Genomic DNA, 25334 nt, shown 5'->3' with positions numbered 1-25334 from the left:
GTGGGTGGTCCTCACAATCAGTGCATGGGTAGCGGCAATAGGGCCGCACACGCAAAACCGGCGCGCAACTTACCTTCGCAGCTTCGATGCCGCAATCATCAATTGCCTTTCACCGCCTCTGGGCCGGGCAACCCCGGCCCAGAGGGCCTCGCATCAGGCTTACTTGCCCGACTTGATCTTGGTCCAGCTGCGGGTAATCACACGCTGCACAGAAGCGTCAGGCGCAGCAATCGCGTACAGCTGCTTCTTCACTTCGGCAGGCGGGTAGATGCTCGGGTCGCTGGTGATGTCCTTGTCCACGAACGGGGTGGCAGCAGCGTTGCCGTTCGGGAAGCGCACGGCGTTGGTGATTTCAGCCATGATTTCTGGCTGCATCAGGAAGTCCATGAACTGGTAGGCAGCGTCTTTATGCTCGGCATCTTTCGGGATGGCGACCATGTCGTAGAAGGTACCGGCACCTTCTTTGGGAATGACGTAGTCCACTTTGACCTTGTCGCCGGCTTCGTGGGCGCGGGCCTTGGACTGCTCCAGGTCACCCGAGTAACCGACGGCCACGCAGATGTCGCCGTTGGCCATGTCGCCGATGTACTTGGACGAGTGGAAGTAGGTGATCGAAGGACGGATTTTGAGGAACAGGTCCTCAGCGGCCTTCAGGTCTTCCTTCTTGGTGCTATTGCTTGGCAGGCCGAGGTAGTGCAGCGCGGCCGGCAGCATTTCGGTCGGGGCGTCGAGGAAGCTTACGCCGCAGCTCTTGAGCTTGGCGATGTTCTCAGGCTTGAACACCACGTCCCACGAATCGATCTTGTCCACGCCCAGCGCGGCCTTGACTTTCTCTGGGTTGTAGCCAATGCCGATGGAGCCCCACATGTACGGGAAGGCGTGCTTGTTGTCCTTGTCGCTGGCATCGCCAACGGCCTTGAGCAGGTCGGGGTCGAGGTTCTTCCAGTTCGGCAGTTTGGAACGGTCCAGTTCCTCGTACACGCCAGCCTTGATCTGCTTGGCCAGGAAGTTGTTGGACGGCACGACGATGTCATAGCCCGACTTGCCCGCCAGCAGTTTGGCTTCGAGGGTTTCGTTGCTGTCGAATACGTCGTACTTGACCTTGATGCCAGACTGCTTCTCGAACTTGGCGATGGTGTCCGGAGCGATGTAATCCGACCAGTTGTAGACGTTCAATACCTTGTCTTCAGCCTGAACAGCGGTCGCCATGGCACCCATCAGGGCGGCGGCCAGCAACGTCTTGCCCATTTTCTTCATGCGTCATGCTCCAGATTTTTTTTGATTAGCCATCCGTTCAGCTGCCAGGTCCCGTAGTACACGCGTCGGGCGACTGAAACAGCCGCTAGTCTGGCAAGTTACAAGGCGCTGTTTCAAGGAAAGCAGCCCCTTGTAACCAACTAATGTCACAACGCTAGCCTAGCAGGTGCTCATCTGATCGCTTCGAGGGTCAGGTCGAGGCACTTACGCGCCTTTTCCACCAGCTCGTCGATCTCTGCATGGCTGATCACCAGTGGCGGCGCGATGATCATGGTGTCACCCACCGCACGCATGATCAGGCCGTTCTCGAAGCAGAAGTTGCGGCAGATCATGCCCACGCCTTTGCCTTCGTAACGGCTGCGGGTCGCTTTGTCCTTGACCAGCTCGATTGCGCCGAGCAGGCCCAGGCCGCGTACCTCACCCACCAGCGGGTGGTCTTGCAGCTCACGCAAACGCTTTTGCAAATACGGTGCCGCTTCCGTGCGCGCCTGCTCGACGATGTGCTCGTCGCGCAGAATGCGCAGGTTTTCCAGGCCCACCGCGGCCGCGACCGGGTGCCCGGAATAGGTGAAGCCGTGGTTGAAGTCGCCGCCTTCGCTGATCACCTTGGCCACGGTGTCACGCACGATCACACCGCCCATGGGGATGTAACCGGAGGTCAGGCCCTTGGCGATGGTCATCAGGTCTGGCTTGAGGTCGTAGTAGTCGGAGCCGAACCACTCGCCGGTGCGGCCGAAACCGCAGATGACTTCGTCGGCCACGAACAGGATGTCGTACTTGGCGAGGATCTCTTTGATCTTCGGCCAGTAGGTTTCTGGCGGAATGATCACCCCGCCGGCGCCCTGGATCGGCTCGGCGATGAAGGCGGCGACATTGTCTTCGCCGACTTCGAGGATTTTCTTCTCCAGTTGCTCGGCAGCCCACACACCGAATTCGTCTGGGCTCATGTCGCCGCCCTCGCCGAACCAGTACGGCTGCGGGATGTGCACGATGCCCGGGATCGGCAGGCCGCCCTGCTCGTGCATGCCACTCATGCCACCCAGGCACGCACCGGCGAAGGTGGAGCCGTGGTAGCCGTTGATGCGGCCGATGATGGTCTGCTTATGCGGTTTACCCTTGAGCGCCCAGTAGTGACGGACCATGCGCAGCACGGTGTCGTTACCTTCGGAGCCGGAGCCGGTGAAGAACACATGGGTCATGCCGTCGGGCGCGACGTCGGTGATCGCCTTGGCCAGCTCCAGTGCTGGCGGGTGAGCGGTCTGGAAGAACAGGTTGTAGTACGGCAGCTCGCGCATCTGCTTTTCGGCAGCCTGCACCAGCTCTTCACGACCGTAACCGACGGCCACGCACCACAGGCCGGCCATGCCGTCGAGGATCTTGTTCCCCTCGCTGTCCCACAAATGCACGCCCTGGGCCTTGGTGATGATGCGCGGCCCCTTCGCCTTCAGCTGTTTGTAGTCGCTGAAGGGTGCGAGGTGGTGCTCGCCGCTCAGGGTTTGCCATTCACGGGTTTGCGGGTTTTTGACGCTCATGTGCTTCTCCGTTATCCGACAGCCGCGCTCCTGCGGCACCAGGGTTGATCAGACAGCAAACAGCAGGAACTCACGCTCCCAGGAACTGATGACGCGTTTGAAGTTTTCGTGCTCGGCGCGTTTGGTGGCGACGTAGCCGGTGATGAACTTCTTGCCCAGGTACTGGACCAGCGCGCGGCTGATTTCCATGCGTTCCAGGGCGTCTTCAATGGTCAGCGGCAGGCGCAGGTTGCGGCGCTCATAACCGCGGCCCTGCACCGGTGCGCTGGCCTCGATGCCTTCGACCATGCCGATGTAGCCGCACAGCAGGCTGGCGGCGATGGCCAGGTAAGGGTTGGCATCGGCGCCCGGCAGGCGGTTCTCGACCCGGCGGTTTTGTGGGCCGGCATCCGGCACGCGCAGGCCGACGGTGCGGTTCTCCTCGCCCCATTCGACGTTTACTGGCGCCGAGGTGTCGGGCAGGAAGCGGCGGAACGAGTTGACGTTGGGGGCGAACAGCGGCAGCGCCTCAGGGATGAACTTCTGCAGGCCACCGATGTGGTGCAGGAACAGCTCGCTCATGCTGCCGTCTTCGTTGCTGAAGATGTTCTTGCCGGTGGCCACGTCGATCACGCTCTGGTGCAGGTGCATGGCACTGCCCGGCTCGCCGGTCATGGGCTTGGCCATGAATGTCGCGGCCACGTTGTGCTTGAGCGCGGCCTCGCGCATGGTGCGCTTGAACACCAAAATCTGGTCGGCCAGGTGCAGCGCGTTGCCGTGACGGAAGTTGATCTCCATCTGCGCCGTGCCGTCTTCGTGGATCAGCGTGTCGAGGTCCAGCTGTTGCAGTTCGCACCAGTCATAGACGTCCTCGAACAGCGGGTCGAATTCGTTGGCGGCCTCGATCGAGAACGACTGCCGCCCAGTTTCCGGGCGGCCCGAGCGGCCTACCGGCGGCTGCAGCGGGAAGTCCGGGTCTTCGCTACGCTTGGTCAGGTAGAACTCCATCTCTGGCGCGACGATCGGCTGCCAGCCTTTGTCGGTGTAGAGCTTGAGCACTTTCTTCAACACGTTGCGCGGCGACAGTTCGACCGGGTTGCCCTTCTTGTCGTAGGTGTCGTGGATCACCTGCGCCGTCGGCTCGATGGCCCAGGGCACCAGGAACACGGCGTCTTCGTCGGGGCGGCAGATCATGTCGATGTCGGCCGGGTCGAGCAGTTCGTAATAGATGTCGTCGTCGACGTAGTCGCCCGTGACGGTCTGCAGCAGCACGCTCTCGGGCAGGCGCATGCCTTTTTCGGCGATGAACTTGTTGGTCGGCGAGATCTTGCCCCGCGTGATGCCGGTCAGGTCACTGATCATGCATTCGACTTCGGTGATCTTGTGCTCTTTCAACCAATCGGTGAGCTGGTCGAGGTTGTTACTCATAAATACCTCAGGAGGTAAGGTGGTCCGCGCATTGATTCTGGATGGAGAAGATTGCTAAAGCAAAAACCCCCACGCAGGAGCACAGTGGATACACTGAAAACAAGCGTGTCCGTAATGAGTTTGAAGGGCAGGAAGACGAATCGAAGGGCGTAAAGCCGCTACGGGGGAGGGTCCGGGTGCGCCAAACGTCAATTATTGCGGCCAGGGCGGCCACACCGTTGACGATGCGTGCATGAACGACAGGGATACCCGACTGCACTGCGCAGGCAGCGCTTTCAGGTCGCGACAAGCGGACCATATGACCCTCGTATTATTGTGTTTTGGGTTGTGACCGAGCTTAGCCTTGTTCATTTTTTTACACAACACCTCCGTAAAAAATAAAACACGGCAAGCTTGAGATAGCCCTTCACGCGGTAAATAGCGGATAATGGCACGCCCCGATATGCAGCAAATCTGCCGTAGATGTGCCATTTCAGGGCATCATGGGGTTGGCTTGACATCAGTATGGGTTTTCGATTGACTGGTCCTGCAAGCCCCCCTTGATTGATATTTTTAACAACAAAGGTGTTGCATCATGTCGGTACCCCCGCGTGCCGTTCAGCTTAACGAAGCGAACGCGTTCCTTAAGGAACATCCTGAGGTTCTCTACGTTGACCTTCTGATTGCAGATATGAATGGTGTGGTGCGCGGCAAGCGCATAGAGCGCACCAGCCTCCACAAGGTTTACGAGAAAGGCATCAACCTGCCGGCCTCCCTTTTCGCCCTGGATATCAACGGTTCCACCGTCGAAAGCACCGGCCTTGGCCTGGACATCGGCGACGCCGACCGCATTTGCTATCCGATCCCCGACACGCTGTGCAACGAGCCGTGGCAAAAACGCCCCACTGCACAGCTGCTCATGACCATGCACGAGATCGAAGGCGAGCCTTTCTTCGCCGACCCCCGTGAAGTGTTGCGTCAGGTTGTCAGCAAGTTCGACGACCTGGGCCTGACCATCTGCGCTGCGTTCGAGCTGGAGTTCTACCTGATCGACCAGGAGAACGTGAATGGCCGCCCACAACCGCCCCGCTCGCCGATCTCGGGCAAGCGCCCACAGTCGACCCAGGTGTACCTGATCGACGACCTCGACGAATACGCCGACTGCCTGCAGGACATCCTCGAAGGTGCCAAAGAGCAGGGCATTCCAGCTGACGCCATCGTCAAGGAAAGCGCCCCGGCGCAGTTCGAAGTCAACCTGCACCACGTCGCCGACCCGCTCAAGGCCTGTGACTACGCGGTGCTGCTCAAGCGCTTGATCAAGAACATCGCCTACGACCATGAAATGGACACCACCTTCATGGCCAAGCCCTACCCGGGCCAGGCAGGCAACGGCCTGCACGTTCACATTTCCGTGCTGGACAAAGAAGGTAACAACATCTTCACCAGCGAGGATCCCGAGCAGAACGCCGCGTTACGTCACGCTGTCGGCGGTGTGCTCGAGACCCTGCCCGCGTCCATGGCGTTCCTCTGCCCGAACGTCAACTCGTACCGTCGCTTTGGCGCGCAGTTCTATGTGCCGAATGCGCCGAGCTGGGGCCTGGACAACCGCACCGTGGCGCTGCGTGTGCCCACCGGCTCTGCCGATGCCGTGCGCCTCGAGCACCGGGTTGCCGGTGCCGATGCCAACCCGTACCTGATGATGGCGGCCGTGCTGGCCGGCGTGCACCACGGCCTGACCAACAAGGTCGAGCCAGGCGCGCCGATCGAAGGCAACTCGTACGAGCAGCTGGAGCAGAGCCTGCCGAACAACCTGCGCGATGCCCTGCGCGAGCTGGACGACAGCGAGATCCTCAACAAGTACATCGATCCGAAGTACATCGACATCTTTGTCGCGTGCAAGGAGAGCGAGCTGGAGGAGTTCGAGCATTCGATCTCCGACCTTGAGTACAACTGGTATCTGCACACGGTGTAAATGAAAACGCCGCCCATCAGGGCGGCGTTTTTCATTGAGGTCCGTGCTGCCTTCTTCGCGGGGCAAGCCCGCTCCCACAAGATGCCGTAGACCGCTGGTTCAGCACCTTATCTGTGGGAGCGGGCTTGCCCGCGAAGAGGCCGCTACAGGTTTACAGCGATTTCTCGAAAATCTTCGAATTACGCTGGTAGTTGTACAGCGATGCCCGCGCCGCCGGCATCCGCTCCACGCCACTGGGCGCAAAGCCACGCTCGCGGAACCAGTGCGCGGTGCGCGTAGTCAGCACGAACAGCGTATTCAACCCCATCTGCCGCGCGCGGCTCTCGATGCGCTCGAGCAACTCATCACCCCGCCCGCCATGCCGGTACTCCGGGTTCACCGCCAGGCACGCCAGCTCGCCCGCCTCGGAATCGGCAATCGGGTACAACGCCGCACACGCGATGATCATGCCCTCGCGCTCGACCACACTGAACTGCTCGATCTCCCGCTCCAGCACCTCACGCGAACGGCGCACCAGGATGCCCTGCTCTTCCAACGGGCTGATCAGCTCCAACAGGCCACCAACGTCTTCAATGGTCGCCTCACGCACCACTTCGAACTGCTCCTGGGACACCAGCGTGCCGCCACCACCACGGGTGAACAGCTCGGTCAGCAGCGCGCCGTCTTCGGCATAACTGACAATATGGCTACGCGCCACACCCCCCTTGCAGGCCTCGGCGGCGGCATCCAACAATTCGCCCTGGTAGTCACTGCCCAGGCGCAGCAGATGCGGGGCAACCTGCTGCGGGCGTAGCTCACGCACCAGCTTGCCCTGTTCATCCAGCAGGCCCGGCTCGGCGCCGAACAGCAGCAGCTTGTCGGCACCCAGCTCGATGGCCGCGCGGGTGGCGACGTCTTCGCAGGCCAGGTTGAAGATTTCACCGGTGGGCGAGTAACCCAGCGGCGACAGCAACACGATGGAGCGTTCGTCGAGCAAGCGGCTGATGCCTTTGCGATCGACCCGGCGCACTTCGCCGGTGTGGTGGTAGTCCACGCCTTCGAGCACACCGATCGGCCGGGCAGTGACCAGGTTGCCGGACGCCACGCGCAGGCGCGAGCCCTGCATCGGCGAGGCGGCGATGTCCATCGACAGGCGTGCTTCGATGGCCAGGCGCAGGGCGCCCACGGCGTCGATCACACAATCCAGGGTCGCCGCATCAGTGATGCGCATGCCACGGTGGTAATGCGGGGTCAGGCCACGCTCGGCCAGACGGCTTTCGATCTGTGGGCGCGAGCCATGCACCAGCACCAGCCGCACGCCAAGGCTGTGCAGCAGCACCAGGTCGTGGACGATGTTGCCGAAATTAGGGTGTTCCACCCCATCACCGGGGAGCATGACCACAAACGTGCAGTCGCGATGGGCATTGATGTACGGGGAGGCATGACGCAGCCAGTTGACGTAGTCGGGCATGACAGGGCCTGTGGATAAGTGGACGGAGAACGGCGATACAGGGGGCGTTCAAGATCATCGTCGGAACAGGCTTGCGGTCACGCGCGGTCTCCTCTAGGCAGTAACGAATAAGCTCAATGGACGTTTAGTGCAGGCAATAGTGCCGGATCAGGTCACGTAATAGACGCACGGTAGGCTCGATTCGTGACATTTCAAGGTACTCGCCAGGCTGATGGGCACAGGCGATGTCGCCAGGGCCCAGCACGATGGTCTGGCAGCCCAGCTGCTGAAGATAAGGCGCTTCGGTGCCAAACGCTACCGCTTCGGCGCGGTGACCGGTCAGGCGCTCGGCCACTTGTACCAGCTCGGCGTCCGCGGCCTGCTCGAACGGGGGCACTTCAGGGAACAGCGGCGCATAGTCGATGCGCACCTCGAAGCGCTCCGCCACGGGCACCAGCTTCTGGCGGATCGCTGCCCGCAGTTGCTCGACATCCATCCCCGGCAACGGCCGCAGGTCGAACTCCAGCGCGCACTGGCCGCAGATGCGGTTGGGGTTGTCACCGCCATGGATGCAGCCGAAGTTCATCGTCGGTGTAGGCACCGTGAACTGTGGGTTGCGGTAGGTCTGCTGCCATTGGCCGCGCAGTTGCATCAGCTCGCCCATCACCGCGTGCATGGCTTCCAGGGCGCTGCGCCCCAGGGTCGGGTCCGATGAATGGCCGCTGCGCCCGAGGATGTCGATGCGGTCCATGAGGATGCCCTTGTGCATGCGGATTGGCCGCAGGCCGGTGGGCTCGCCGATGACTGCGGCACGGCCCAGCGGCTGGCCGGCCTCGGCCAGAGCACGGGCGCCGGACATGGAGCTTTCTTCGTCGCAGGTGGCGAGAATCAGCAGCGGCTGTTTGAAGTCATGCTCCAGCAACGGCAGCACGGCCTCGATGACCAGGGCGAAGAAGCCCTTCATGTCGCAACTGCCCAGGCCTACCCAGCGGCCATCGATTTCGGTCAGCTTCAGCGGGTCGCTCGACCACAGTTGCTCGTCGTAGGGCACGGTGTCGCTGTGCCCCGCCAGCACCAGGCCACCCGGGCCGGTGCCACGGCTGGCCAGCAGGTTGAACTTGCCGGGGCTGACCTGCTGGATGTCGCACGTGAAACCCAGGTCACCCAACCAGCCGGCCAGCAGGTCGATGACCTGGCGATTGGACTGATCCAGCGCAGGCTGGGTACAACTGACCGAAGGCGCGGCAATCAAAGCGGCGAACTGGTCTTTCAGCGTCGGCAACGGCATGCCCGTACTCCTCGGAAGCGTTGCCCATCATAGGACCATCTGCCGTCTGGAATAAACCGTTGGCGGCCGACTCCTGTAGACTCTCTGCCAACGAGCCCCTCCTTCGAGCCTGCGATGCACAAAGAAACCGAACTCAAGCTCCGCGCCAGCCGCGAGACCCTTGCCGCCCTGCGCGAGCACCCCTTGCTGAAAAAGCGCAACAAGTCCGGTTGGCAGACCCGTGAACTGCTCAACCAGTACTTCGACACCCCGGAACGCGAGCTTTCCGCCGCCCGTGTCGCCCTGCGCCTGCGCCGCGATGGTGATGCAATCATCCAGACCTTGAAGTGCCGCGGGCAAAGCGTGGCCGGCCTGTCCGAACGCAACGAGTACGAGTGGCACCTGGACAAGGTCAAGCTCGACCTGAAAAAACTCGACGCCACCTGCTGGCCCGAGCAACTGGCAGCGCTCGACAAAAAAACCATCAAACCGCTGTTCACCACCGACTTCAGCCGTGAATACGCCGAAATCGCCTGGGGCCGTGGCAAGAGCAAGGTCGTGATCGAGGCCGCGCTGGACCAGGGCTTCGTGATCGCCGGCAAGCGCAAGGAAGAAATCTGCGAGTTGGAGCTCGAACTGCGCGAAGGTGCGCCCGAAGCCCTGCTGGAGTTAGCTGCGGAGCTTGCCGCTAGCCTGCCACTGATGCCCTGCGACATCAGCAAGGCCGAGCGGGGCTACCGCCTGCTGGAGCCCGAAAGCTACGAACTGGGCCTGCCCCAGACCGAGCTGGACGCCGAAATGGCCCTGGACGATGCCTTCGCCGCCCTCGCCTGGCAGTTGCTCGGCAGCAGCCAGCGCCTGGCCGAGCAATACCGCCACAATGGCCACTGGCGCCTGCTGCAGGACTGGGTGCAGTCCCTGGCCGAACTGCGCGCACTGGTCGCCAGCCTGGGCCAGGCCGCACCGCGCGCCACCACCCGCGAGCTGCGCGCCAGCCTTGACGCGCTGCTCGAAGACTGGCGCCCACTGGTGCAGGCCGGTAACGATGACGAAGACATCCGCCGCGCCGCACCGGAGCAATTCGCCGAAGAGCTGGAAGACGTACGCTGGGGCCAGTTCTCCCTGGAAACCTCGCGCTGGCTGCTGGCCCGCGGCTGGACCGTCGAGCGCAAAGGCCGTGGCGAACGCCAGGGCAAGGCGCAGCTGGCCAGCTGGATGGCGCATTTGCTCGGCGAAGAAGGCCGCGCGTTGAAACTGCCGCTGTACACCCAGCGCCCCGAAGACCTGGCCGAACAGCTGCCGCGTATTGAGCAGTTGCTCACCTGGCTGCACCATGCCCGCCAGGTGCTCGAAGCACCGCAGATGGACCGCCTGTATGGCGACCTGAAAAAGCTGCACGAGCTGGCTGAACTGCCGCTGTCCGAAACGCCCGACGAGCTGCTTGAAGCCCGTATCGAGCAGGCCCGTGCGGTTGATCAGAGCCGCGGCTGGAAGTACCTGCTCAAGGCTTGATCGGCGTCGCCTGCTTCGCGGGCAAGCCCGCTCCCACAGGTTTAGTGCAATGGGCTGCACAGCAGCCCATTACCTCGACAATGGCAGGCTGGTCGTGGACTTGATCTCTGAAAGCGCCACGATCGAGTTCACTTCCTGAATCCCCGGCACATTCGACAGTTTTTCGAAGAAGAACCGTTCGTACGCTTCAATGTCCGAGGTGACGATGCGCAAGAGAAAGTCCACCGAGCCCATCAGCACGTAGCACTCCAGCACCTCTGGGAAACCCCGGATCGCCTCGGTGAACTCGGTGAAATTGGAGCGACCGTGCGCGTTGAGCTTCACCTCTGCAAAAATCTGCGTGTTCAGGCCGATCTTCTTGCGGTCGAGCAAGGTCACCTGCCCGCGTATCACCCCCTCCTCCTTCAGCCGCTGAATGCGCCGCCAGCAAGGCGATTGCGAAAGCCCCACACGCTCGGCGATCTGTGCGCTGGACAGCGAAGCGTCCTCCTGCAGCAATTCGAGGATGCGCCGATCATAGGCATCCAGCTCGCTGTGCATAAATGATTCTCCAAATCACGATAATCCGAATAGCACAATCTGCCATACCGGCCAATTGATCGAATCATAGCGAAAAAATACCCGCCTCGACGTGCAAGAATTTCTCCCACATTCGCGGAGACCAGCATGAACGCACTGCCACGTACCGACGCCTGGGCCGCCAGCAACGCCCACAGCACCGTGCATTACCGCCTGCAGGCCGAAGCCGAGCCCGACAGCCTGTGCCGGGTGCTCAACCTGTTTGCCTTGCAGTTTTTGACCCCGCACCACGTGCAGGTCAGCCAACAGGATGACTGGCTCGCTATCGAGATCGGTATTGGCGGCCTTAGCTGGCACCGCGCCGAGGTGATTGCGCAAAAATTGCGCAACCTGGTGTGCGTGGCTGAGGTGAGCCTGGTGAACCTGGCGCGCGTGGAGCTGGCGGTGGTCTGAACCCACCCTGTTACCGGCATCGCAAGATCCCGAAACCCTTTGCCTGCAGTAAGCCCACTGCACCCGGCTAGCCTTTGTCAGGACTCCCCTCCTGGCAAGGATGCCGCCATGCACACCCCCGACAATCAAGCACTCGACCTCAACCGCCTGCTCCAGGCCCTGCTCACTGACCAGCACCTGGACGCCAGCGACACCCTACGGGTCCTCGAACAGGCCGCCTCACGCCCGACCTGCCACCCCCTGGAGCTCATCGCCGCGCCTGGCCTCGAAGACCGCAAGCACCCTGGCCAGCCTCTGGACCTTGACCGCCTCTGCCAATGGTTGGCCGATAAAGTCGGCCAACCCTTTTTGCGCATCGACCCGATGCAGCTCGACATGGCCCAGGTCAGCGGGCTGATCTCCCGGGCGTTCGCCCAGCGCCACGGCATCCTCGTGGTAGCCGCCGACACCACCGGGGTTACGGTGGCCAGCGCACAGCCGTATCAGAATGATTGGCAGGCAGACCTGGCCCGCAGCCTGGGCAGGCCGATCCGGCGCGCGCTGGCCAGCCCGCTGCAGATTCGTCAGCTGGGGCAATCGTTTTTCCGCCTGGCCCAGTCGGTACAGGGCGCGCAACACCAGCAGTCGGCCAGCCTGGGGGAGCTCGAACACCTGCTGGAACTGGGCAAACGCCAGGCCGAGGCCAACGCCGATGATGCGCATATCGTGCACATCGTCGACTGGCTGCTGCAGTACGCCATCGAACAACGCGCCAGCGATATCCACCTGGAACCCCGCCGCGAACAGGGGCAGCTGCGTTACCGCATCGATGGCCTGCTGCACACCGTCTACGCGTTCCCCGCAGGCGTGACACTGGCGCTGGTCAGCCGCCTCAAACACTTGGGCCGCATGGATGTAGCGGAGAAACGCCGGCCACAGGACGGTCGGCTGCAAAGCCGCCTGCCAAGCGGCGGCGAGGTGGAGCTGCGCCTGTCGACCCTGCCGACGCCGTTTGGCGAAAAACTGGTATTGCGCCTGTTCGACCCGCAACAACTCCACGAAGACTTCGACCGCCTCGGCCTTGAAGAACAGCAACGCGAGCAATGGCAGGGGCTGCTGCGTCATCGCCAAGGCATCATCCTGGTGACCGGCCCCACCGGCTCCGGCAAAACCAGCACGCTCTACGCCAGCCTCAAGCTGCTGGCCACCCCACAAATCAACCTGTGCACCATCGAAGACCCCATCGAACGGCTGGAGCCAGCCTTCAACCAGTTGCAAGTCCAGCCAACCCTGGGCCTGTGCTTCGCCAACGGCGTGCGGGCGATGCTGCGCCAGGACCCGGACATCATCATGATCGGTGAGATCCGCGACCGGGAAACCGCCCTGGTGGCCGTGCAAGCAGCCCTCACCGGGCACCTGGTACTCTCGACCCTGCACACCAACGATGCCTGCGGCGCGATCACCCGCCTGCAGGAGCTGGGCGTTGCCGACTACCTGATCAAGGCGACGCTGATCGGGGTCATGGCGCAACGGCTGATACGTACCCTTTGCAACGATTGCCAGGGCTGCGCCTCGGCCCGCAGTGGCCAGCCCTGCCGCACCTGTCGCGGTACCGGGTTTCAAGGCCGCACGGGCCTTTACGAGTTGTTGATACCCAGCGAAAGCCTGCGCGCGCAGATTGGCCCACACACCGACCTTGCGCAGCTACGATGCCAGGCACTGACAGAAGGCCTGCTAGACCTACGCCGCTGCGGGGAGGCGAAAGTGGCCCGCGGGTTGACCCGCACAGAGGAAGTGCTCAGGGCCTGTTCCTGAGCAAAATTCCCTTGTATTCAAGGAACTTGCACCCCCTCAGCACGATCAAATCGCGCATCTTCAACCCTCACCCTTAGAGGTGTTTCAACATGCGTCTCAAAACCGCCATCGCGACCGCTGCCTTGCTTTCGCTGCCGATCGGCTCCGCCATGGCCGATACCTTCTGGCGTAACGTGATTTCTTCGGGTGCAACTACCGCATCGACCTACCTGACGTCGAGGGATCACAAGCTGGTGCTGGCCGCGCAGGATGACGCTGGCAGCTTCGTAGCCAGTGAAGGCGCAATTCGTGGCCCGTTCCTTGAGTCAGCAATGCGCCAGGTGCGCGCTGAAAACCCAGGGATGCAGGCCAGCGACATGGAACTGGCCAATGCCATTCTGGCCAAGAACGCAGTAGCCGAGTGATTGTTATGGGGGGCCAAGGCCCCCCATAATCAGCGGTAAGCCTCCACCGGCACACACGCACAGAACAGATTCCTGTCCCCATACACATTGTCGACCCGGTTCACCGCTGGCCAATACTTGTGCTGGCGTACGTGAGCGCTGGGCGCGATCCCCTGCTCCAGGCTGTACGGCCTGTTCCACGGTGCCAACACGTCGGCCAGGGTATGCGGTGCATGCTTGAGCGGGTTGTCTTCAGCCGGCCAGTTGCCCTCCTGCACCTGGGCGATTTCCGCACGGATCGCCAGCATCGCCTCGACGAAGCGATCCAGCTCGGCTTTGGACTCACTCTCGGTCGGCTCGACCATCAACGTACCCGGTACCGGGAATGACATGGTCGGGGCGTGGAAGCCGTAGTCCATCAAGCGCTTGGCCACATCCTCCTCACTGATGCCGGTCTGTGCCTTGAGTGGCCGCAGGTCGAGGATGCATTCGTGGGCCACGCGCTGGTTGCGCCCGCGATAAAGCACCGGGAAGGCACCACCCAGCTGGCTGGCCAGGTAGTTGGCCGAGAGGATCGCCACCTCGCTGGCATCGGCCAGTTGCGGCCCCATCATGGCGATGTACATCCAGCTGATCGGCAAAATGCTCGCGCTGCCCCAGGGTGCGGCACTGACCGCGCTGTTGTTCGGGTCCAGGCCCGGCACCGGCACCACCGGGTGGCTGGCGACAAAGGGCTTGAGATGGGCGCGGATACCGATCGGCCCCATGCCGGGGCCGCCGCCCCCATGGGGGATGCAGAAGGTCTTGTGCAGGTTCATGTGCGAGACGTCGGCGCCGATGTCCGCTGGGCGCGCCAGGCCAACCTGGGCGTTGAGGTTGGCGCCGTCCATGTACACCTGGCCACCGTGCTGGTGCACCACGTCGCAGATTTCGCGAATACCCTCTTCATACACCCCGTGGGTCGAGGGGTAAGTGACCATCAGGCACGACAGCCGATCCCCGGCCGCTTGCGCCTTGGCCTTGAGGTCAGCGAGATCGATGTTGCCGTCTTCATCGCATTCGACAATCACCACCTCCATGCCGGCCATTTGCGCCGAGGCCGGGTTGGTGCCGTGGGCCGAGGACGGTATCAGGCACAAGGTGCGCTGCGGCTGGTGGCGGCTGCGGTGATAGCGGGTAATGGCCATGAGGCCGGCGTATTCGCCCTGGGCGCCGGAGTTGGGCTGCATGCAGATGGCGTCAAAACCCGTGATGGCGCATAACCAGCTTTCCAGTTCGTCGATCATCGCCTTGTAGCCCGCCGCCTGAGCAACCGGCGCGAAGGGGTGAAGCTGGGCGAAGGCAGGCCAGGTGATGGGGATCATCTCGCTGGTGGCGTTGAGTTTCATGGTGCAGGAGCCCAGCGGGATCATCGATTGGTTCAGCGCCAGGTCCTTGTTTTCCAGCTGCTTGAGGTAGCGCAGCATCTCGGTTTCGCTGTGGTGCAGGTTGAAGACCGGATGCGCAAGGAACGGCGTGCGCCGTACCAGCCCTGCGGGAATGCCTTCGGGCAGCGCCAACTGGTCGAGGGTGGCGATGTCCAGGCCGTGGTCGACGCCCAGGAAAATGTCCAACAGGCGCAACACGGTCTGTTCGCTGCACGTTTCGTCCAGGCTCACGCCCAGGTGCCCGCGCCCGAGGATGCGCAGGTTGATATGCGCGTGCTCGGCACTTTCAATGATCGCCGCCTGCGCGCCGCCCACGTCCAGTGTCAGGGTGTCGAAAAAATGCTGATTGAGCCGCTTGATGCCCTTGGCTTCAAGGCCTGCAGCCAGAATGAACGTCAGCCGATGCACGCGCTGGGCGATGCGCTGCAAGCCCTCAGGGCCATGGTAGACGGCATAGAAGCCGGCAATGTTGGCCAGCAGTACCTGGGCCGTGCAGATGTTGGAGTTGGCCTTTTCGCGGCGGATGTGTTGCTCGCGGGTCTGCAGGGCCATGCGCAGCGCAGTATTGCCCCTGGCATCGCGCGACACACCGATGATGCGCCCCGGCATGGCCCGTTTGAAGTCGTCACGGCAGGCGAAATAGGCCGCGTGTGGGCCGCCGTAGCCCATCGGTACGCCAAAGCGCTGGGTCGAGCCCAAGACCACATCGGCGCCCAGCTCACCGGGTGGCGCCAGCACCACCAGGCTGAGCAGGTCGGCGGCAACACAGGCCAAGGCGTGCTGACTGTGCAACTGATCGATCAACGGGCGCAGGTCGCGCACTTCGCCATGGGTGTCCGGGTACTGCAACAAAGCACCGAAGACCGCGTGCTTGGCCAGGTTATCCACAGAATCGACGATCAGTTCAAAGCCAAAACCCTCGGCGCGGGTTTTCAGTACAGAGAGGGTTTGCGGGTGGCAGTGCTCGTCAGCGAAAAAGGCATTGCTCTTGTTGCGCGCCACGCGCTTGGCTAAGGCCATGGCTTCGGCGGCGGCGGTGGCCTCGTCGAGCAGCGAAGCATTGGCCAGGGCCAGGCCAGTCAGGTCGATGACCATCTGCTGGAAATTCAACAACGCCTCCAGCCGCCCTTGGGCAATTTCCGGTTGGTAAGGCGTATAGGCGGTGTACCAGCCGGGGTTTTCCAGGACGTTGCGCAGGATGACGGTCGGGGTGATGGTGCCGTGGTAGCCCATGCCGATGAGGCTGGTCCAGACCTGGTTCTGTTCGGCGTAACCGGCAAGCTTGGCCAGTGCGGCCTGTTCGTCCAGCGCCGGCGGCAGGTCGAGGGGGCGATTGAGGCGAATCCCCGGCGGGACCGTCTGCTCGATCAGCTCGCTGCGGCTGGCAACACCCAACGCGCTGAGCATGGCCTGCTGCTCCGAGGCATCGGGGCCAAGGTGGCGACGCAGGAAAGGGTTGAGCTCTTGCAGTTGATGCAGGGACGGCGACTGGGACATGACGACGCTCTCTTCCTAAACCAGGCCTCGTGGAGACTTATAAGTCTAGGAAGGATTGCCGATTCTGCGGGGAAACTTGCGTGCAGGCCCGGCCTCTTCGCGGGTAACCCCGCGAAGAAGGCGACGCGGTATTACTCGCCGATGGCAGCCTGATAACCCGCAGCATCCAGCAGCTTGTCCAGCTCAGCCTTGTCGCTTGGCTTGAGCTTGAAGATCCAGGCACCGTAAGGCTCTTCGTTGAGCAGCTCCGGGGTGTCGGCCAACGCTTCGTTGACCGCGATCACTTCACCACCGATCGGGGCGTAGATGTCGGAAGCGGCCTTGACCGACTCGACCACGCCAGCGGCGTCGCCCTGGGCGAATACCTTGCCGACTTCCGCCAGTTCGACGAACACGACGTCACCCAGGGCTTCTTGTGCGTGGTCGCTGATGCCAACGGTCACTGTGCCGTCGCTTTCCAGGCGCGCCCACTCGTGGCTTTCGGCAAAACGCAGTTCGGCGGGGATATTGCTCATGTCTTGAATTCCTCGATTGGCTCAGCGGTCGGCCCGCCGGTTAAAAATGGTTCAAATCAGGATTTTGCCGTGGCGCACGAAGGTCGGCTTGACCACCCGCACCGGGTACCACTTGCCGCGAATCTCGACCTCGGCGCGGTCGCCGGTGGCCATGGGTAAACGCGCCAGGGCAATGGATTTGCTCAGCGTAGGAGAGAAACTACCACTGGTGATCTCTCCTTCGCCAATACCAGCAACGCGAACCACTTGATGGGCACGCAAAACGCCGCGCTCTTCCAGCACCAGGCCAACCAGTTTTTCCTTCACACCCTGTTCGATTTCCTCCAACAGTTTTTTGCGGCCGATGAATTCGCGCGCGGCCGGCTCCCAGGCGATGCTCCAGCCCAGGTTAGACGTCAGTGGGGTGTGGCGTTCGTCGATGTCCTGCCCGTAAAGGTTCATGCCGGCTTCCAGACGCAGGGTATCGCGGGCGCCCAGGCCACTGGGGGCAATGCCGGCGCCGACCAGGTCGTTGTAGAAAGTAACGGCCTCGTGGCCTGGCAGGATGATTTCCAGGCCGTCTTCACCGGTATAACCGGTGCGGGCAATGAACCAGTCACCGTCGGCAATACCTTCGAACGGGCGCAACTCGCGAATCAGCGCGGCGCGCGAGGGGCTGAGCAGGGCTGCGACCCTGCCACGGGCCTGCGGGCCTTGGATGGCGAGAATGGCCAGGTCCAAGCGCACCGCGAAATCGACCGAGAACCCGCTTTCCTGGGCCTTGAGCCAAGCGAGTACCTTGGCGCGGGTAGCGGCGTTGGTGACCAGGCGGTAGCCGGCTTCGGTGCGATAGGCGATCAGGTCATCGATGACCCCGCCCTCTTCGTTGAGCAGCGGGCTGTACAGCGCCTTGCCGACAGCGTCGAGGCGGGCGACATCGTTGGCCAGCAAATGCTGCAACCAAGCGGTGGCATCACGGCCACTGACGTCGATGACGGTCATATGGGAAACATCGAAAACCCCGCAGTCACTGCGTACCTGATGGTGCTCCTCGACTTGCGAGCCATAGTGCAGGGGCATGTCCCAGCCGCCAAAATCGACCGTCTTGGCGCCAAGCGCCAGGTGCAGGTCATACAGAAGCGTGCGCTGTCCCATGGGTTTCTCCTTCCGGGCGTGGCGAAGCGGCGGCGGTCGATAACGTTTAGTCGTCAGCTCTTCTTGTAGGACCCGCCGCGCGAATGCCGCGCATTGTAGCCGCATGGGCGCGGGCTGGCACCCTTACTGTCAGTGACCAGGGCGCCGAGCTGAACGGCGAATCAGCCCGATGACCGGCAGCAGGCCCACCAGCACCAGGGTCAAAGCAGGCAGCGAGGCACGGGCCCACTCGCCCTCGCTGGTCATCTCGAACACGCGTACCGCTAGGGTGTCCCAGCCGAAGGGGCGCATCAGCAAGGTGGCCGGCATTTCCTTCAGCACATCGACAAACACCAGCAAGGCAGCACTCAGTGCACCGGGCACCAGCAACGGCAGATACACCTTGAAAAACAATGCCACGCCGCCGACGCCCAAGCTGCGCGACGCTTCCGGCAACGAGGGCCGGATACGCTCCAGGCTGCTTTCCAGCGGCCCGTAGGCCACGGCGATGAAGCGCACCAGATAGGCCAGCAGCAAAGCCGCGAGGCTGCCCAGCAGCAAGGGTTTGCCTGCACCGCCCAGCCACGTGGAGACGGGCACCACCAGCTGGTTATCGAGGTAACTGAAGGCGAGCATGATCGACACTGCCAGCACCGAGCCGGGCAAGGCATAACCGAGGTTGGCCAGGCCGACCCCGGCGCGGATGCCGCCTGTCGGCGCCTGGCGTCGGGCAAAGGCCAGCAGCAGTGCCACGCTGACCGTGATCAACGCGGCCATGCCGCCCAGGTACAAGGTGTGCAGCACCAGGCCAACATAACGGTCATCCAGGTCATGCCGCCCGCGCTGCCAGAACCACACCAGCAGTTGCAGCAGCGGTATGACGAAGGCACAGGCGAACACCAGCAGGCACCAGCCGCTGGCCAGCAGGGCCTTGGCCCCGCGCAGGTGATAAAGCGCCTGCCCGCGCGGTCGCTCATTACCCGTGCGGCTCGCGCCGCGGGCACGGCGCTCGCCATAGAGCACCAGCATCACCGCCAACAGCAGCAAACTGGCCAACTGCGCCGCGCTAGAGAGGCTGAAGAAGCCGTACCAGGTCTTGTAGATGGCCGTGGTGAAGGTATCGAAATTGAATACCGCCACCGCACCGAAATCGGCCAGGGTTTCCATCAATGCCAGGGCGATACCGGCGCCGATGGCCGGCCGCGCCATGGGCAACGCGACGCGCCAAAACGCCTGCAGCGGCGACAGCCCCAGTACCCTGGCCGCCTCCATCAGGCCCCTGCCCTGCGCCAGAAAGGCCGTGCGCGCGAGCAGGTAGACGTAAGGGTAGAACACCAGCACCAGCACGATGATCACCCCGCCTGTGGAGCGCACGCGTGGCAGGCGCATCGGCCCGAACACTTCACGCAGGGCGCTTTGCACGGGGCCGGCAAAATCCAGCAGGCCGACGAAGACGAATGCCAGCACGTAGGCGGGGATGGCGAACGGCAGCATCAACGCCCAGTCCAGCCAGCTCCGCCCGGGGAATTCGCAGAGGCTGGTAAGCCAGGCCAGGCTGACCCCCAGTACGGTGACGCCGATGCCTACGCCCAGCACCAAGGTCAGGGTGTTGCCGAGCAGGCGGCTCATCTGGGTGTCGAGCAGGTGTGACCAGATTTGCAGGTCGATCGACTGCCATGACAGCAGCAGGACGCTCAGGGGCAACAGCACCAGGGCGGCGATCAGGGAGACCGGGAGGTACCAGCGACGTTGGGGGGTGTGGGGCAAGGTCAGACTCTCGATTGCGATTGCGACCGCTGCGCGGTCGTTCGCGGGCAAGCCCGCTCCCACAGGGTTCTGCACAGCCTTAGAAGGCTTTCAGAAACCTATGGGAGCGGGCTTGCCCGCGAAAGGGCCCTTGCAGGCCCCGGAAGGATAACTTAGTTCCAGCCAGCCCGATCCATCAAGCGAATCGCTTCTGCCTGGCGCTTGCCAGCGATCTCGACCGGAATGCTGTCAGCCTTGAAGCTGCCCCAGGCTGCAACCTCTTCCGACGGCTTGACCTTCGGGTTGGCCGGGAACTCCTGGTTGATGTCGGCGAACAGCTTCTGCGCATCCTCGCCGGTCATCCATTCCACCAGCTTTTTCGCAGCCTCTGGGTGCGGTGCATGTTTGGTCAGGCCAATACCCGACAGATTCACGTGCACGCCACGGTCGCCCTGGTTGGGCCAGAAGATCTTGATCGGCAGGTTGGGGTTCTGCTTGTGCAGGCGCCCGTAGTAGTAGGTGTTGACCACACCCACATCGCACTGGCCAGCTTCGATGGCCTGGATCACGGCGTTGTCATCGGAGAACACATCGGTGGACAGGTTATTGACCCAACCTTTGACGATCGCTTCGGTCTTCGCCTCACCGTGGGTCTCGATCAGTGTGGCGGTCAGCGACTGGTTGTAGACCTTCTTCGCGGTGCGCAGGCACAGACGGCCTTCCCACTGCTTGTCGGCCAGGGCTTCGTAGGTGCTCAGCTCTTCGGGTTTGACCCGGTCGGTGGCATAGATGATGGTACGGGCACGCAGGCTCAGGCCGGTCCAGTCATGGGACGAGGCACGGTATTGCGATGGGATGTTCTGGTCGATGATGTCGGACTTGATCGGCTGCAGGATGCCCATCTGCTCGGCCTGCCAGAGGTTGCCGGCATCGACGGTCAGCAGCAGGTCGGCCACACCGTTCTCGCCCTCGGCCTTGATGCGTTGCATCAGGGGGGCTTCCTTGTCGGTAATGAACTTGATCTTGACCCCGGTCTTGGCGGTGTAGGCGTCGAACACTGGCTTGATCAGCTCGTCGATGCGCGAGGAGTACACCACCACCTCTTCCGCCGCCTGGGCAGTGCCGCCGAACAGGGTCAGGGCCAGGGCGGCCAGTAGGGGCTTGCGTGGCAACATGGAAAGCACTCCTCGGATCGTATGAGAGGCGCAAATGGTAGTGAATCCCATTTTGTCACTCACCCTTCGAGCCGTTACCGGATGTTGCAGGGGCTGCTTCGCGGCCCCGGCACACTCAGGGTTTGGCCAATTCCGGCAGGTCCCCGCTCAACCCCAATGCCTGGCGCACGAACAATGCCTTGGCCTCCGGCATCTGCTCCACCAGCTTCAAACCACTGTTGCGCAGCCAGCGCAACGGCAGTGGATTGGCCTGGAACAGCCGCTCGAAACCTTCCATGGCCGCCATCAGCCCCAGGTTGTGCGGCATGCGCCGACGCTCATAGCGGCTCAGCACCTTCACATCCGCCAGCCGTTCGCCGCGCTCACAGGCATTCACCAACACCTCGGCCAGCACGGCGGCATCGAGGAACCCCAGGTTGACGCCTTGGCCGGCCAACGGGTGAATGGTGTGCGCGGCATCGCCAATCAACGCCAGGCCCTCATCCACATAGCGCTTGGCATGGCGCTGGCGCAGTGGCACGCACACCCGTGGGTCCGCCTGCAGTACCTCGCCCAAGCGCCCCTCGAAGGCGCGCTCCAGGGCCTTGAGGAAGGCCGGCTCGTCCAGCGCCATCAATTGCTCGGCGTGCTCTGGCGTAGTCGACCAGACAATCGAGCACCAGTCCTGCTGGCCATCGCGCGTCAGCGGCAGGAACGCCAGCGGGCCCTCGTCGGTGAAGCGCTGCCAGGCCGTGGACTGGTGCCCCGCGTTGCAGCGCACGCTGGTGACGATGGCGTGGTGCAGGTAATCCCACTCACGGGTCTCGCAACCGGTCAGGCGGCGTACCGCCGAGTTGGCGCCATCCGCCGCCACCACCAACGGCGCCCGCAGCTGGCGGCCGTCAGCCAGGGTCAGCAGCCACTCGTCACCAGAGCGGCGCATTTGCTCCAGCCGCGCGTTGGGCAGCAGGCCGATGTCGCTGTCATGCAGACGCTCCAGCAAGCCGTCCTGCACCACCCGGTTTTCGACGATGTGGCCGAGCACCTGGGCATGCACGCTGGCCGCCGAGAAGTGGATCTGGCCCGTACCGCTGCCATCCCAGACGTGCATGTCGGTATACGGCGTGGCCCGCCGCCGGGCGATGCCGTCCCAGGCACCCAGGCGCTCCAGAATGCGCTGGCTGGCCGCCGACAGGGCACTGACACGCGGCTCGAACGGTGCCTCGGTATCGAAGGGTTTTACCGACAGCGGGCTGCCGTCGAGCAGGAGAATGTCCAGGCCACTGTGGCGCAATGCCAGGGCCAGGGCGCTGCCGACCATACCGGCACCGACAATCAACAGATCTGCGCGCATTTCCATGCCTTACGCCTGCCTCGCTTGCGGCTTGAGCCGCACGTATAGGGTTTTATCGACCCGCGCCACCAGCTCGCCGGCGCCGTCGCGGATATCCACCTGCAAACGCGGCAGGCACTTCTTGCCCGTGGCCGTTTGCTGGCGGATCTCGTCAAGCAAGGCATCGTCGAGGTGGAATTCGGCGTACACAGGGCCTTTGCCCGGCGAGATGAAATCGATGCTCGCCGCCTTGTCCCAGACGATGTACTCACGCCCCAGCTGCTCGATCAGCAGCAGCATGTAGAACGGATCGACCATCGAGTAAAGGCTGCCGCCGAACTGGGTACCGACGTAATTGCGGTTCCAGCGGGTGAGTTTCATGCATACCTTGACGCTGCGCATGTCCGGGCTGATGTGCTGCACACGGATGCCGGCGCCCAGGTACGGTGGGTAGAGGTTCAGCAACCAGCGCAACATGCGGGCCCGGCGCGCCATTCTGCGCGGATTGCTCATGCCTGGCCCCGCGGGTCGGGGCGCGTACCCAGGCCCATGGCCTGGCGGGCAAACCAGCTTTTAGCCGGGGGCAACAGGTCGAGCCCGAGCAGGCCGATGTTGCGCCCTGCGGCCAGCAACGGCTGGTTGCTGCCGAACAGGCGCGTGACCTGGTCGGAAAAGCCGATGGTCAGCGCCTGGTCCAGGCGCTGACGCTGGTGATAAACCTGCAAGGTGCCCAGGTCACCGGGGTGTTGCGGCCCCGCCAGCAGCGCTTGCGCAAGCACCTGGACATCCCGCAGCGACAGGTTGAAGCCCTGCCCGGCAATGGGGTGCAGGCTGTGCGCGGCGTTGCCCAGCACTACGAGATGCGGGCGTACCTGCTCTTGGGCCTCGACCAATGCCAGCGGGTAGAGATGCCTTGCGCCCACCTGGCGCAACGCGCCGAGGCGATAGCCAAAGGCGTCCTGCAGCTCACGCAGGAAGCTGCGTTCGTCGATTTCGGCCAGGCGCTGAGCGTCCATGCCCTGACGGGTCCAGACCAGCGCGCAGCGGTTTTCCGGCAGCGGCAGCAGGGCCATCGGGCCGGCTTCGGTGAAGCGCTCGAATGCCTGGCCGCGGTGCGCTTCGCCCGGTGTGATATTGGCGATCAGTGCGCTTTGTTCGTAGGGCGTGCGGCGCACATGGATGCCCAACTGCTCACGCAAGCCCGAACGGCCGCCATCGGCCAGCACCGCCAGGTCGCATTCCAGGCTGGTATCGTCATCCAGTTGCAGGCGATAACCGCCCGCGATGGCCTGCATCGCCCTCACCTCGGCGGGGCAGCGCCAGCTCACCACATCAGGGTCCAGCCCCTGCCACAGGCACTGGCCAAGCCAGGCGTTTTCCACCACGTAACCGAGCGCGGGCACGCCTTCCTCGATGGCATCGAGGCGCGTGGCGCCGAACCGGCCACGGTCGGAGACCTGAATCTGCAGGATTGGCTCGGCGCGCTGGCTGATGGCCTGCCACAGCCCCAACTGCTGGTAGATTTGCTGTGTGCCAAACGACAGCGCCGAGGAGCGCGCATCGTAGCTGGGCTGGAATGTGTGCCCAGGCGCAAACGGCTCGATCAGCAGGATCTTCCAGCCCCGCGCCTTGGCCCCGGCCTGCAAGGCCAAGGCCAGGCTCGCGCCGACCAGGCCACCGCCGATGATCGCCAAGTTGACCCGATTCATGCCGCGTCCTTGCGCGCAGCCTGCATCAGCGCCTCGATTTCGGCCACCGTGCGGGGCACGCCCGAGGTCAGAATTTCACAGCCTTGCCTGGTCACTACCACGTCGTCCTCAATCCTTACGCCGATGCCGCGCCACTTCTTCGCCACCGCCTGGTTGTCGGCGGCGATGTAGATGCCCGGTTCGACGGTCAGCGCCATGCCGGGCTCCAGCACGCGCCACTGGCCGCCCACTTTGTATTCGCCCACATCGTGCACATCCATGCCCAGCCAGTGCCCAGCGCGGTGCATGTAGAACGCGCGGTAGGCTTCGCTTTCGATCAGCCCCTGCACATCGCCCTTGAGCAGCCCCAGTTCCACCAGGCCCTCGGTGATGACCTGCACGGTCGCCTCGTGGGCGTGGTTCCAGTGCTTGCCGGGGGCGATTTCGGCGAAAGCCGCAGCCTGGGCCTTGAGCACCAGCTCGTAGATGGCCTTCTGCTCAGGCGAAAACCGCCCGCTGACTGGGAACGTGCGGGTGATGTCGCTGGCATAGCAGTCGATCTCGCAACCCGCATCGATCAACACCAGGTCGCCGTCCTTGAGGAGGGCGTCATTCTGCTGATAGTGCAGGATGCAGCCATTGCGCCCAGCGGCGACGATCGAGCCGTAGGCGGGCATTTTCGCGCCGCCCTTACGGAATTCGTAATCCAGCTCGGCTTCCAGGCTGTACTCATGCAGCCCGGCCCGGCATGCCTGCATGGCGCGCACGTGGGCGCGAGCGGAAATCTCTGCGGCAGCGCGCATCACCTTCACTTCCGCCGCCGATTTATACAGGCGCATGTCGTGCAGCAGGTGATCCAGCGCAACGAACTCGTTCGGCGGCTGGGCGCCAAGGCGTGCCTTGGAGCGGATCACATTGATCCAGTCCATCAGCCGGCGGTCGAACTCGGGGTTGCTGCCCATGGCGCTGTACACCCGCTCCCGGCCTTCGATCAGACCCGGCAGGATCTCGTCGATGTCGGTGATCGGGAAGGCGTCGTCGGCGCCGAAATCACGCACCGCACCTTCCTGGCCTGCGCGCAGCCCTTCCCACTGCTCGCGCTCAGGGTTGCGCTCGCGGCAGAACAACACGTACTCGCCATGCTCACGGCCCGGGATCAGCGCAATCACCGCCTCAGGCTCGGGGAAGCCGCTGAGGTACTGGAAATCGCTGTCCTGGCGGTACACGTGCTCGACGTCACGGTTGCGTATGGCAACCGCGGCGGCGGGCAGGATGGCGATGCTGTTGGGGACCATCTGCGCCATCAGCGCCTTGCGCCGACGGGCATACTCGGCCTTGGGAATGTGGCTCATGGGCA

At 63.2% G+C, this 25334-nt stretch carries 20 protein-coding genes; 5 read left to right on the top strand and 15 right to left on the bottom strand.

The genetic code is table 11. The features are described from left to right. Positions 1 to 159: 159 nt before the first annotated feature. The 3 genes from OGV19_RS24960 to OGV19_RS24950 all read right to left on the bottom strand — a co-directional run bounded on the left by OGV19_RS24960 (position 160) and on the right by OGV19_RS24950 (position 4196). Positions 160 to 1257 (bottom strand): polyamine ABC transporter substrate-binding protein, encoded by a 1098-nt coding sequence (locus OGV19_RS24960; protein ID WP_264311101.1) that lies wholly within the window; start codon positions 1255 to 1257, stop codon positions 160 to 162. A gap of 170 nt (positions 1258 to 1427) precedes the next feature. Next, positions 1428 to 2789, bottom strand: a complete 1362-nt coding sequence (locus OGV19_RS24955; RefSeq protein ID WP_264311100.1) for an aspartate aminotransferase family protein — start codon at positions 2787 to 2789, stop codon at positions 1428 to 1430. A 48-nt stretch (positions 2790 to 2837) separates the two neighbouring features. Then, the gene (locus OGV19_RS24950; protein WP_264311099.1) at positions 2838 to 4196 is read right to left on the bottom strand and encodes a glutamine synthetase family protein; all 1359 of its coding nucleotides are present in this window, start codon (positions 4194 to 4196) and stop codon (positions 2838 to 2840) included. Positions 4197 to 4770: 574 nt separating this feature from the next. Here OGV19_RS24950 and OGV19_RS24945 point away from each other — a divergent pair. After that, on the top strand, positions 4771 to 6147 hold the full coding sequence (locus tag OGV19_RS24945; protein WP_264311098.1) for a glutamine synthetase family protein: 1377 nt from the start codon (positions 4771 to 4773) through the stop codon (positions 6145 to 6147). A 151-nt stretch (positions 6148 to 6298) separates the two neighbouring features. On the opposite strand, the gene argA is transcribed toward OGV19_RS24945, so the two are convergent. Then, positions 6299 to 7597: an amino-acid N-acetyltransferase gene (argA, locus tag OGV19_RS24940; RefSeq protein ID WP_264311097.1), complete on the bottom strand. Its 1299-nt coding sequence runs from the start codon at positions 7595 to 7597 to the stop codon at positions 6299 to 6301. Positions 7598 to 7721: 124 nt separating this feature from the next. Continuing rightward, complete coding sequence (gene argE, locus OGV19_RS24935) at positions 7722 to 8864, bottom strand: acetylornithine deacetylase (protein WP_264311096.1); 1143 nt, start codon at positions 8862 to 8864, stop codon at positions 7722 to 7724. A 114-nt stretch (positions 8865 to 8978) separates the two neighbouring features. Here argE and OGV19_RS24930 point away from each other — a divergent pair, with 114 nt between their 5' ends. After that, positions 8979 to 10355, top strand: a complete 1377-nt coding sequence (locus OGV19_RS24930; RefSeq protein ID WP_264311095.1) for a CYTH domain-containing protein — start codon at positions 8979 to 8981, stop codon at positions 10353 to 10355. Positions 10356 to 10424: 69 nt separating this feature from the next. On the opposite strand, the gene OGV19_RS24925 is transcribed toward OGV19_RS24930, so the two are convergent. Further along, positions 10425 to 10895, bottom strand: a complete 471-nt coding sequence (locus OGV19_RS24925) for an Lrp/AsnC family transcriptional regulator (RefSeq protein WP_027592247.1) — start codon at positions 10893 to 10895, stop codon at positions 10425 to 10427. A 126-nt stretch (positions 10896 to 11021) separates the two neighbouring features. Here OGV19_RS24925 and OGV19_RS24920 point away from each other — a divergent pair, with 126 nt between their 5' ends. The 3 genes from OGV19_RS24920 to OGV19_RS24910 all read left to right on the top strand — a co-directional run bounded on the left by OGV19_RS24920 (position 11022) and on the right by OGV19_RS24910 (position 13525). After that, positions 11022 to 11327, top strand: a complete 306-nt coding sequence (locus OGV19_RS24920) for an ACT-like domain-containing protein (RefSeq protein WP_264311094.1) — start codon at positions 11022 to 11024, stop codon at positions 11325 to 11327. A gap of 108 nt (positions 11328 to 11435) precedes the next feature. After that, on the top strand, positions 11436 to 13121 hold the full coding sequence (locus OGV19_RS24915) for a GspE/PulE family protein (protein ID WP_264311093.1): 1686 nt from the start codon (positions 11436 to 11438) through the stop codon (positions 13119 to 13121). Positions 13122 to 13210: 89 nt separating this feature from the next. Beyond that, on the top strand, positions 13211 to 13525 hold the full coding sequence (locus tag OGV19_RS24910; protein WP_264311092.1) for a DUF2388 domain-containing protein: 315 nt from the start codon (positions 13211 to 13213) through the stop codon (positions 13523 to 13525). A gap of 29 nt (positions 13526 to 13554) precedes the next feature. On the opposite strand, the gene gcvP is transcribed toward OGV19_RS24910, so the two are convergent. The 9 genes from gcvP to pepP form a co-directional block, all read right to left on the bottom strand. Next, entirely contained in the window at positions 13555 to 16428 is a 2874-nt protein-coding gene (gene gcvP / locus OGV19_RS24905) for an aminomethyl-transferring glycine dehydrogenase (protein ID WP_264311091.1), read from the bottom strand. A gap of 131 nt (positions 16429 to 16559) precedes the next feature. Further along, positions 16560 to 16943 (bottom strand): glycine cleavage system protein GcvH, encoded by a 384-nt coding sequence (gene gcvH / locus OGV19_RS24900; protein ID WP_264311090.1) that lies wholly within the window; start codon positions 16941 to 16943, stop codon positions 16560 to 16562. Positions 16944 to 16994: 51 nt separating this feature from the next. Beyond that, a complete protein-coding gene (gene gcvT / locus OGV19_RS24895; RefSeq protein ID WP_264311089.1) occupies positions 16995 to 18077 on the bottom strand; it encodes a glycine cleavage system aminomethyltransferase GcvT in 1083 nt (360 codons plus the stop codon). Between the two features lie 129 nt (positions 18078 to 18206). Next, a complete protein-coding gene (locus OGV19_RS24890) occupies positions 18207 to 19823 on the bottom strand; it encodes an ABC transporter permease (RefSeq protein ID WP_264311088.1) in 1617 nt (538 codons plus the stop codon). A gap of 152 nt (positions 19824 to 19975) precedes the next feature. Continuing rightward, positions 19976 to 20977, bottom strand: coding sequence for an extracellular solute-binding protein (locus OGV19_RS24885; protein ID WP_264311087.1), 1002 nt, complete (start codon positions 20975 to 20977; stop codon positions 19976 to 19978). Positions 20978 to 21092: 115 nt separating this feature from the next. Beyond that, the gene (locus OGV19_RS24880) at positions 21093 to 22310 is read right to left on the bottom strand and encodes a 2-octaprenyl-3-methyl-6-methoxy-1,4-benzoquinol hydroxylase (protein WP_264314000.1); all 1218 of its coding nucleotides are present in this window, start codon (positions 22308 to 22310) and stop codon (positions 21093 to 21095) included. 9 nt (positions 22311 to 22319) lie between these two features. Continuing rightward, a complete protein-coding gene (locus OGV19_RS24875) occupies positions 22320 to 22802 on the bottom strand; it encodes a DUF4442 domain-containing protein (RefSeq protein WP_264311086.1) in 483 nt (160 codons plus the stop codon). Next, positions 22799 to 23998, bottom strand: a complete 1200-nt coding sequence (gene ubiH, locus OGV19_RS24870; protein ID WP_264311085.1) for a 2-octaprenyl-6-methoxyphenyl hydroxylase — start codon at positions 23996 to 23998, stop codon at positions 22799 to 22801. The genes OGV19_RS24875 and ubiH overlap by 4 nt, the downstream gene beginning before the upstream one ends. Next, the gene (gene pepP / locus OGV19_RS24865; protein WP_264311084.1) at positions 23995 to 25329 is read right to left on the bottom strand and encodes a Xaa-Pro aminopeptidase; all 1335 of its coding nucleotides are present in this window, start codon (positions 25327 to 25329) and stop codon (positions 23995 to 23997) included. The genes ubiH and pepP overlap by 4 nt, the downstream gene beginning before the upstream one ends. Positions 25330 to 25334 lie beyond the last annotated feature (5 nt).

Source organism: Pseudomonas putida, assembly GCF_025905425.1.
GTDB classification, from domain to species: Bacteria; Pseudomonadota; Gammaproteobacteria; order Pseudomonadales; family Pseudomonadaceae; genus Aquipseudomonas; species Aquipseudomonas putida_AF.
Note: the sequence above shows the minus strand (reverse complement) of the source record. Positions and strands in the feature narration are given on the sequence as shown.

Excerpts from the sequence above, each read along its gene's own strand:
- gcvT (WP_264311089.1), bottom strand. The coding sequence starts at position 18,077 with ATGGGACAGCGCACGCTTCTGTATGACCTGCACCTGGCGCTTGGCGCC.
- OGV19_RS24950 (WP_264311099.1), bottom strand. The coding sequence starts at position 4,196 with ATGAGTAACAACCTCGACCAGCTCACCGATTGGTTGAAAGAGCACAAG.
- OGV19_RS24915 (WP_264311093.1), top strand. The coding sequence starts at position 11,436 with ATGCACACCCCCGACAATCAAGCACTCGACCTCAACCGCCTGCTCCAG.
- OGV19_RS24960 (WP_264311101.1), bottom strand. The coding sequence starts at position 1,257 with ATGAAGAAAATGGGCAAGACGTTGCTGGCCGCCGCCCTGATGGGTGCC.
- OGV19_RS24925 (WP_027592247.1), bottom strand. The coding sequence starts at position 10,895 with ATGCACAGCGAGCTGGATGCCTATGATCGGCGCATCCTCGAATTGCTG.
- argA (WP_264311097.1), bottom strand. The coding sequence starts at position 7,597 with ATGCCCGACTACGTCAACTGGCTGCGTCATGCCTCCCCGTACATCAAT.
- OGV19_RS24880 (WP_264314000.1), bottom strand. The coding sequence starts at position 22,310 with ATGCGCGCAGATCTGTTGATTGTCGGTGCCGGTATGGTCGGCAGCGCC.
- gcvH (WP_264311090.1), bottom strand. The coding sequence starts at position 16,943 with ATGAGCAATATCCCCGCCGAACTGCGTTTTGCCGAAAGCCACGAGTGG.
- OGV19_RS24930 (WP_264311095.1), top strand. The coding sequence starts at position 8,979 with ATGCACAAAGAAACCGAACTCAAGCTCCGCGCCAGCCGCGAGACCCTT.
- OGV19_RS24955 (WP_264311100.1), bottom strand. The coding sequence starts at position 2,789 with ATGAGCGTCAAAAACCCGCAAACCCGTGAATGGCAAACCCTGAGCGGC.
- pepP (WP_264311084.1), bottom strand. The coding sequence starts at position 25,329 with ATGAGCCACATTCCCAAGGCCGAGTATGCCCGTCGGCGCAAGGCGCTG.
- OGV19_RS24875 (WP_264311086.1), bottom strand. The coding sequence starts at position 22,802 with ATGAGCAATCCGCGCAGAATGGCGCGCCGGGCCCGCATGTTGCGCTGG.
- argE (WP_264311096.1), bottom strand. The coding sequence starts at position 8,864 with ATGCCGTTGCCGACGCTGAAAGACCAGTTCGCCGCTTTGATTGCCGCG.
- ubiH (WP_264311085.1), bottom strand. The coding sequence starts at position 23,998 with ATGAATCGGGTCAACTTGGCGATCATCGGCGGTGGCCTGGTCGGCGCG.
- OGV19_RS24945 (WP_264311098.1), top strand. The coding sequence starts at position 4,771 with ATGTCGGTACCCCCGCGTGCCGTTCAGCTTAACGAAGCGAACGCGTTC.
- gcvP (WP_264311091.1), bottom strand. The coding sequence starts at position 16,428 with ATGTCCCAGTCGCCGTCCCTGCATCAACTGCAAGAGCTCAACCCTTTC.
- OGV19_RS24920 (WP_264311094.1), top strand. The coding sequence starts at position 11,022 with ATGAACGCACTGCCACGTACCGACGCCTGGGCCGCCAGCAACGCCCAC.
- OGV19_RS24910 (WP_264311092.1), top strand. The coding sequence starts at position 13,211 with ATGCGTCTCAAAACCGCCATCGCGACCGCTGCCTTGCTTTCGCTGCCG.
- OGV19_RS24885 (WP_264311087.1), bottom strand. The coding sequence starts at position 20,977 with ATGTTGCCACGCAAGCCCCTACTGGCCGCCCTGGCCCTGACCCTGTTC.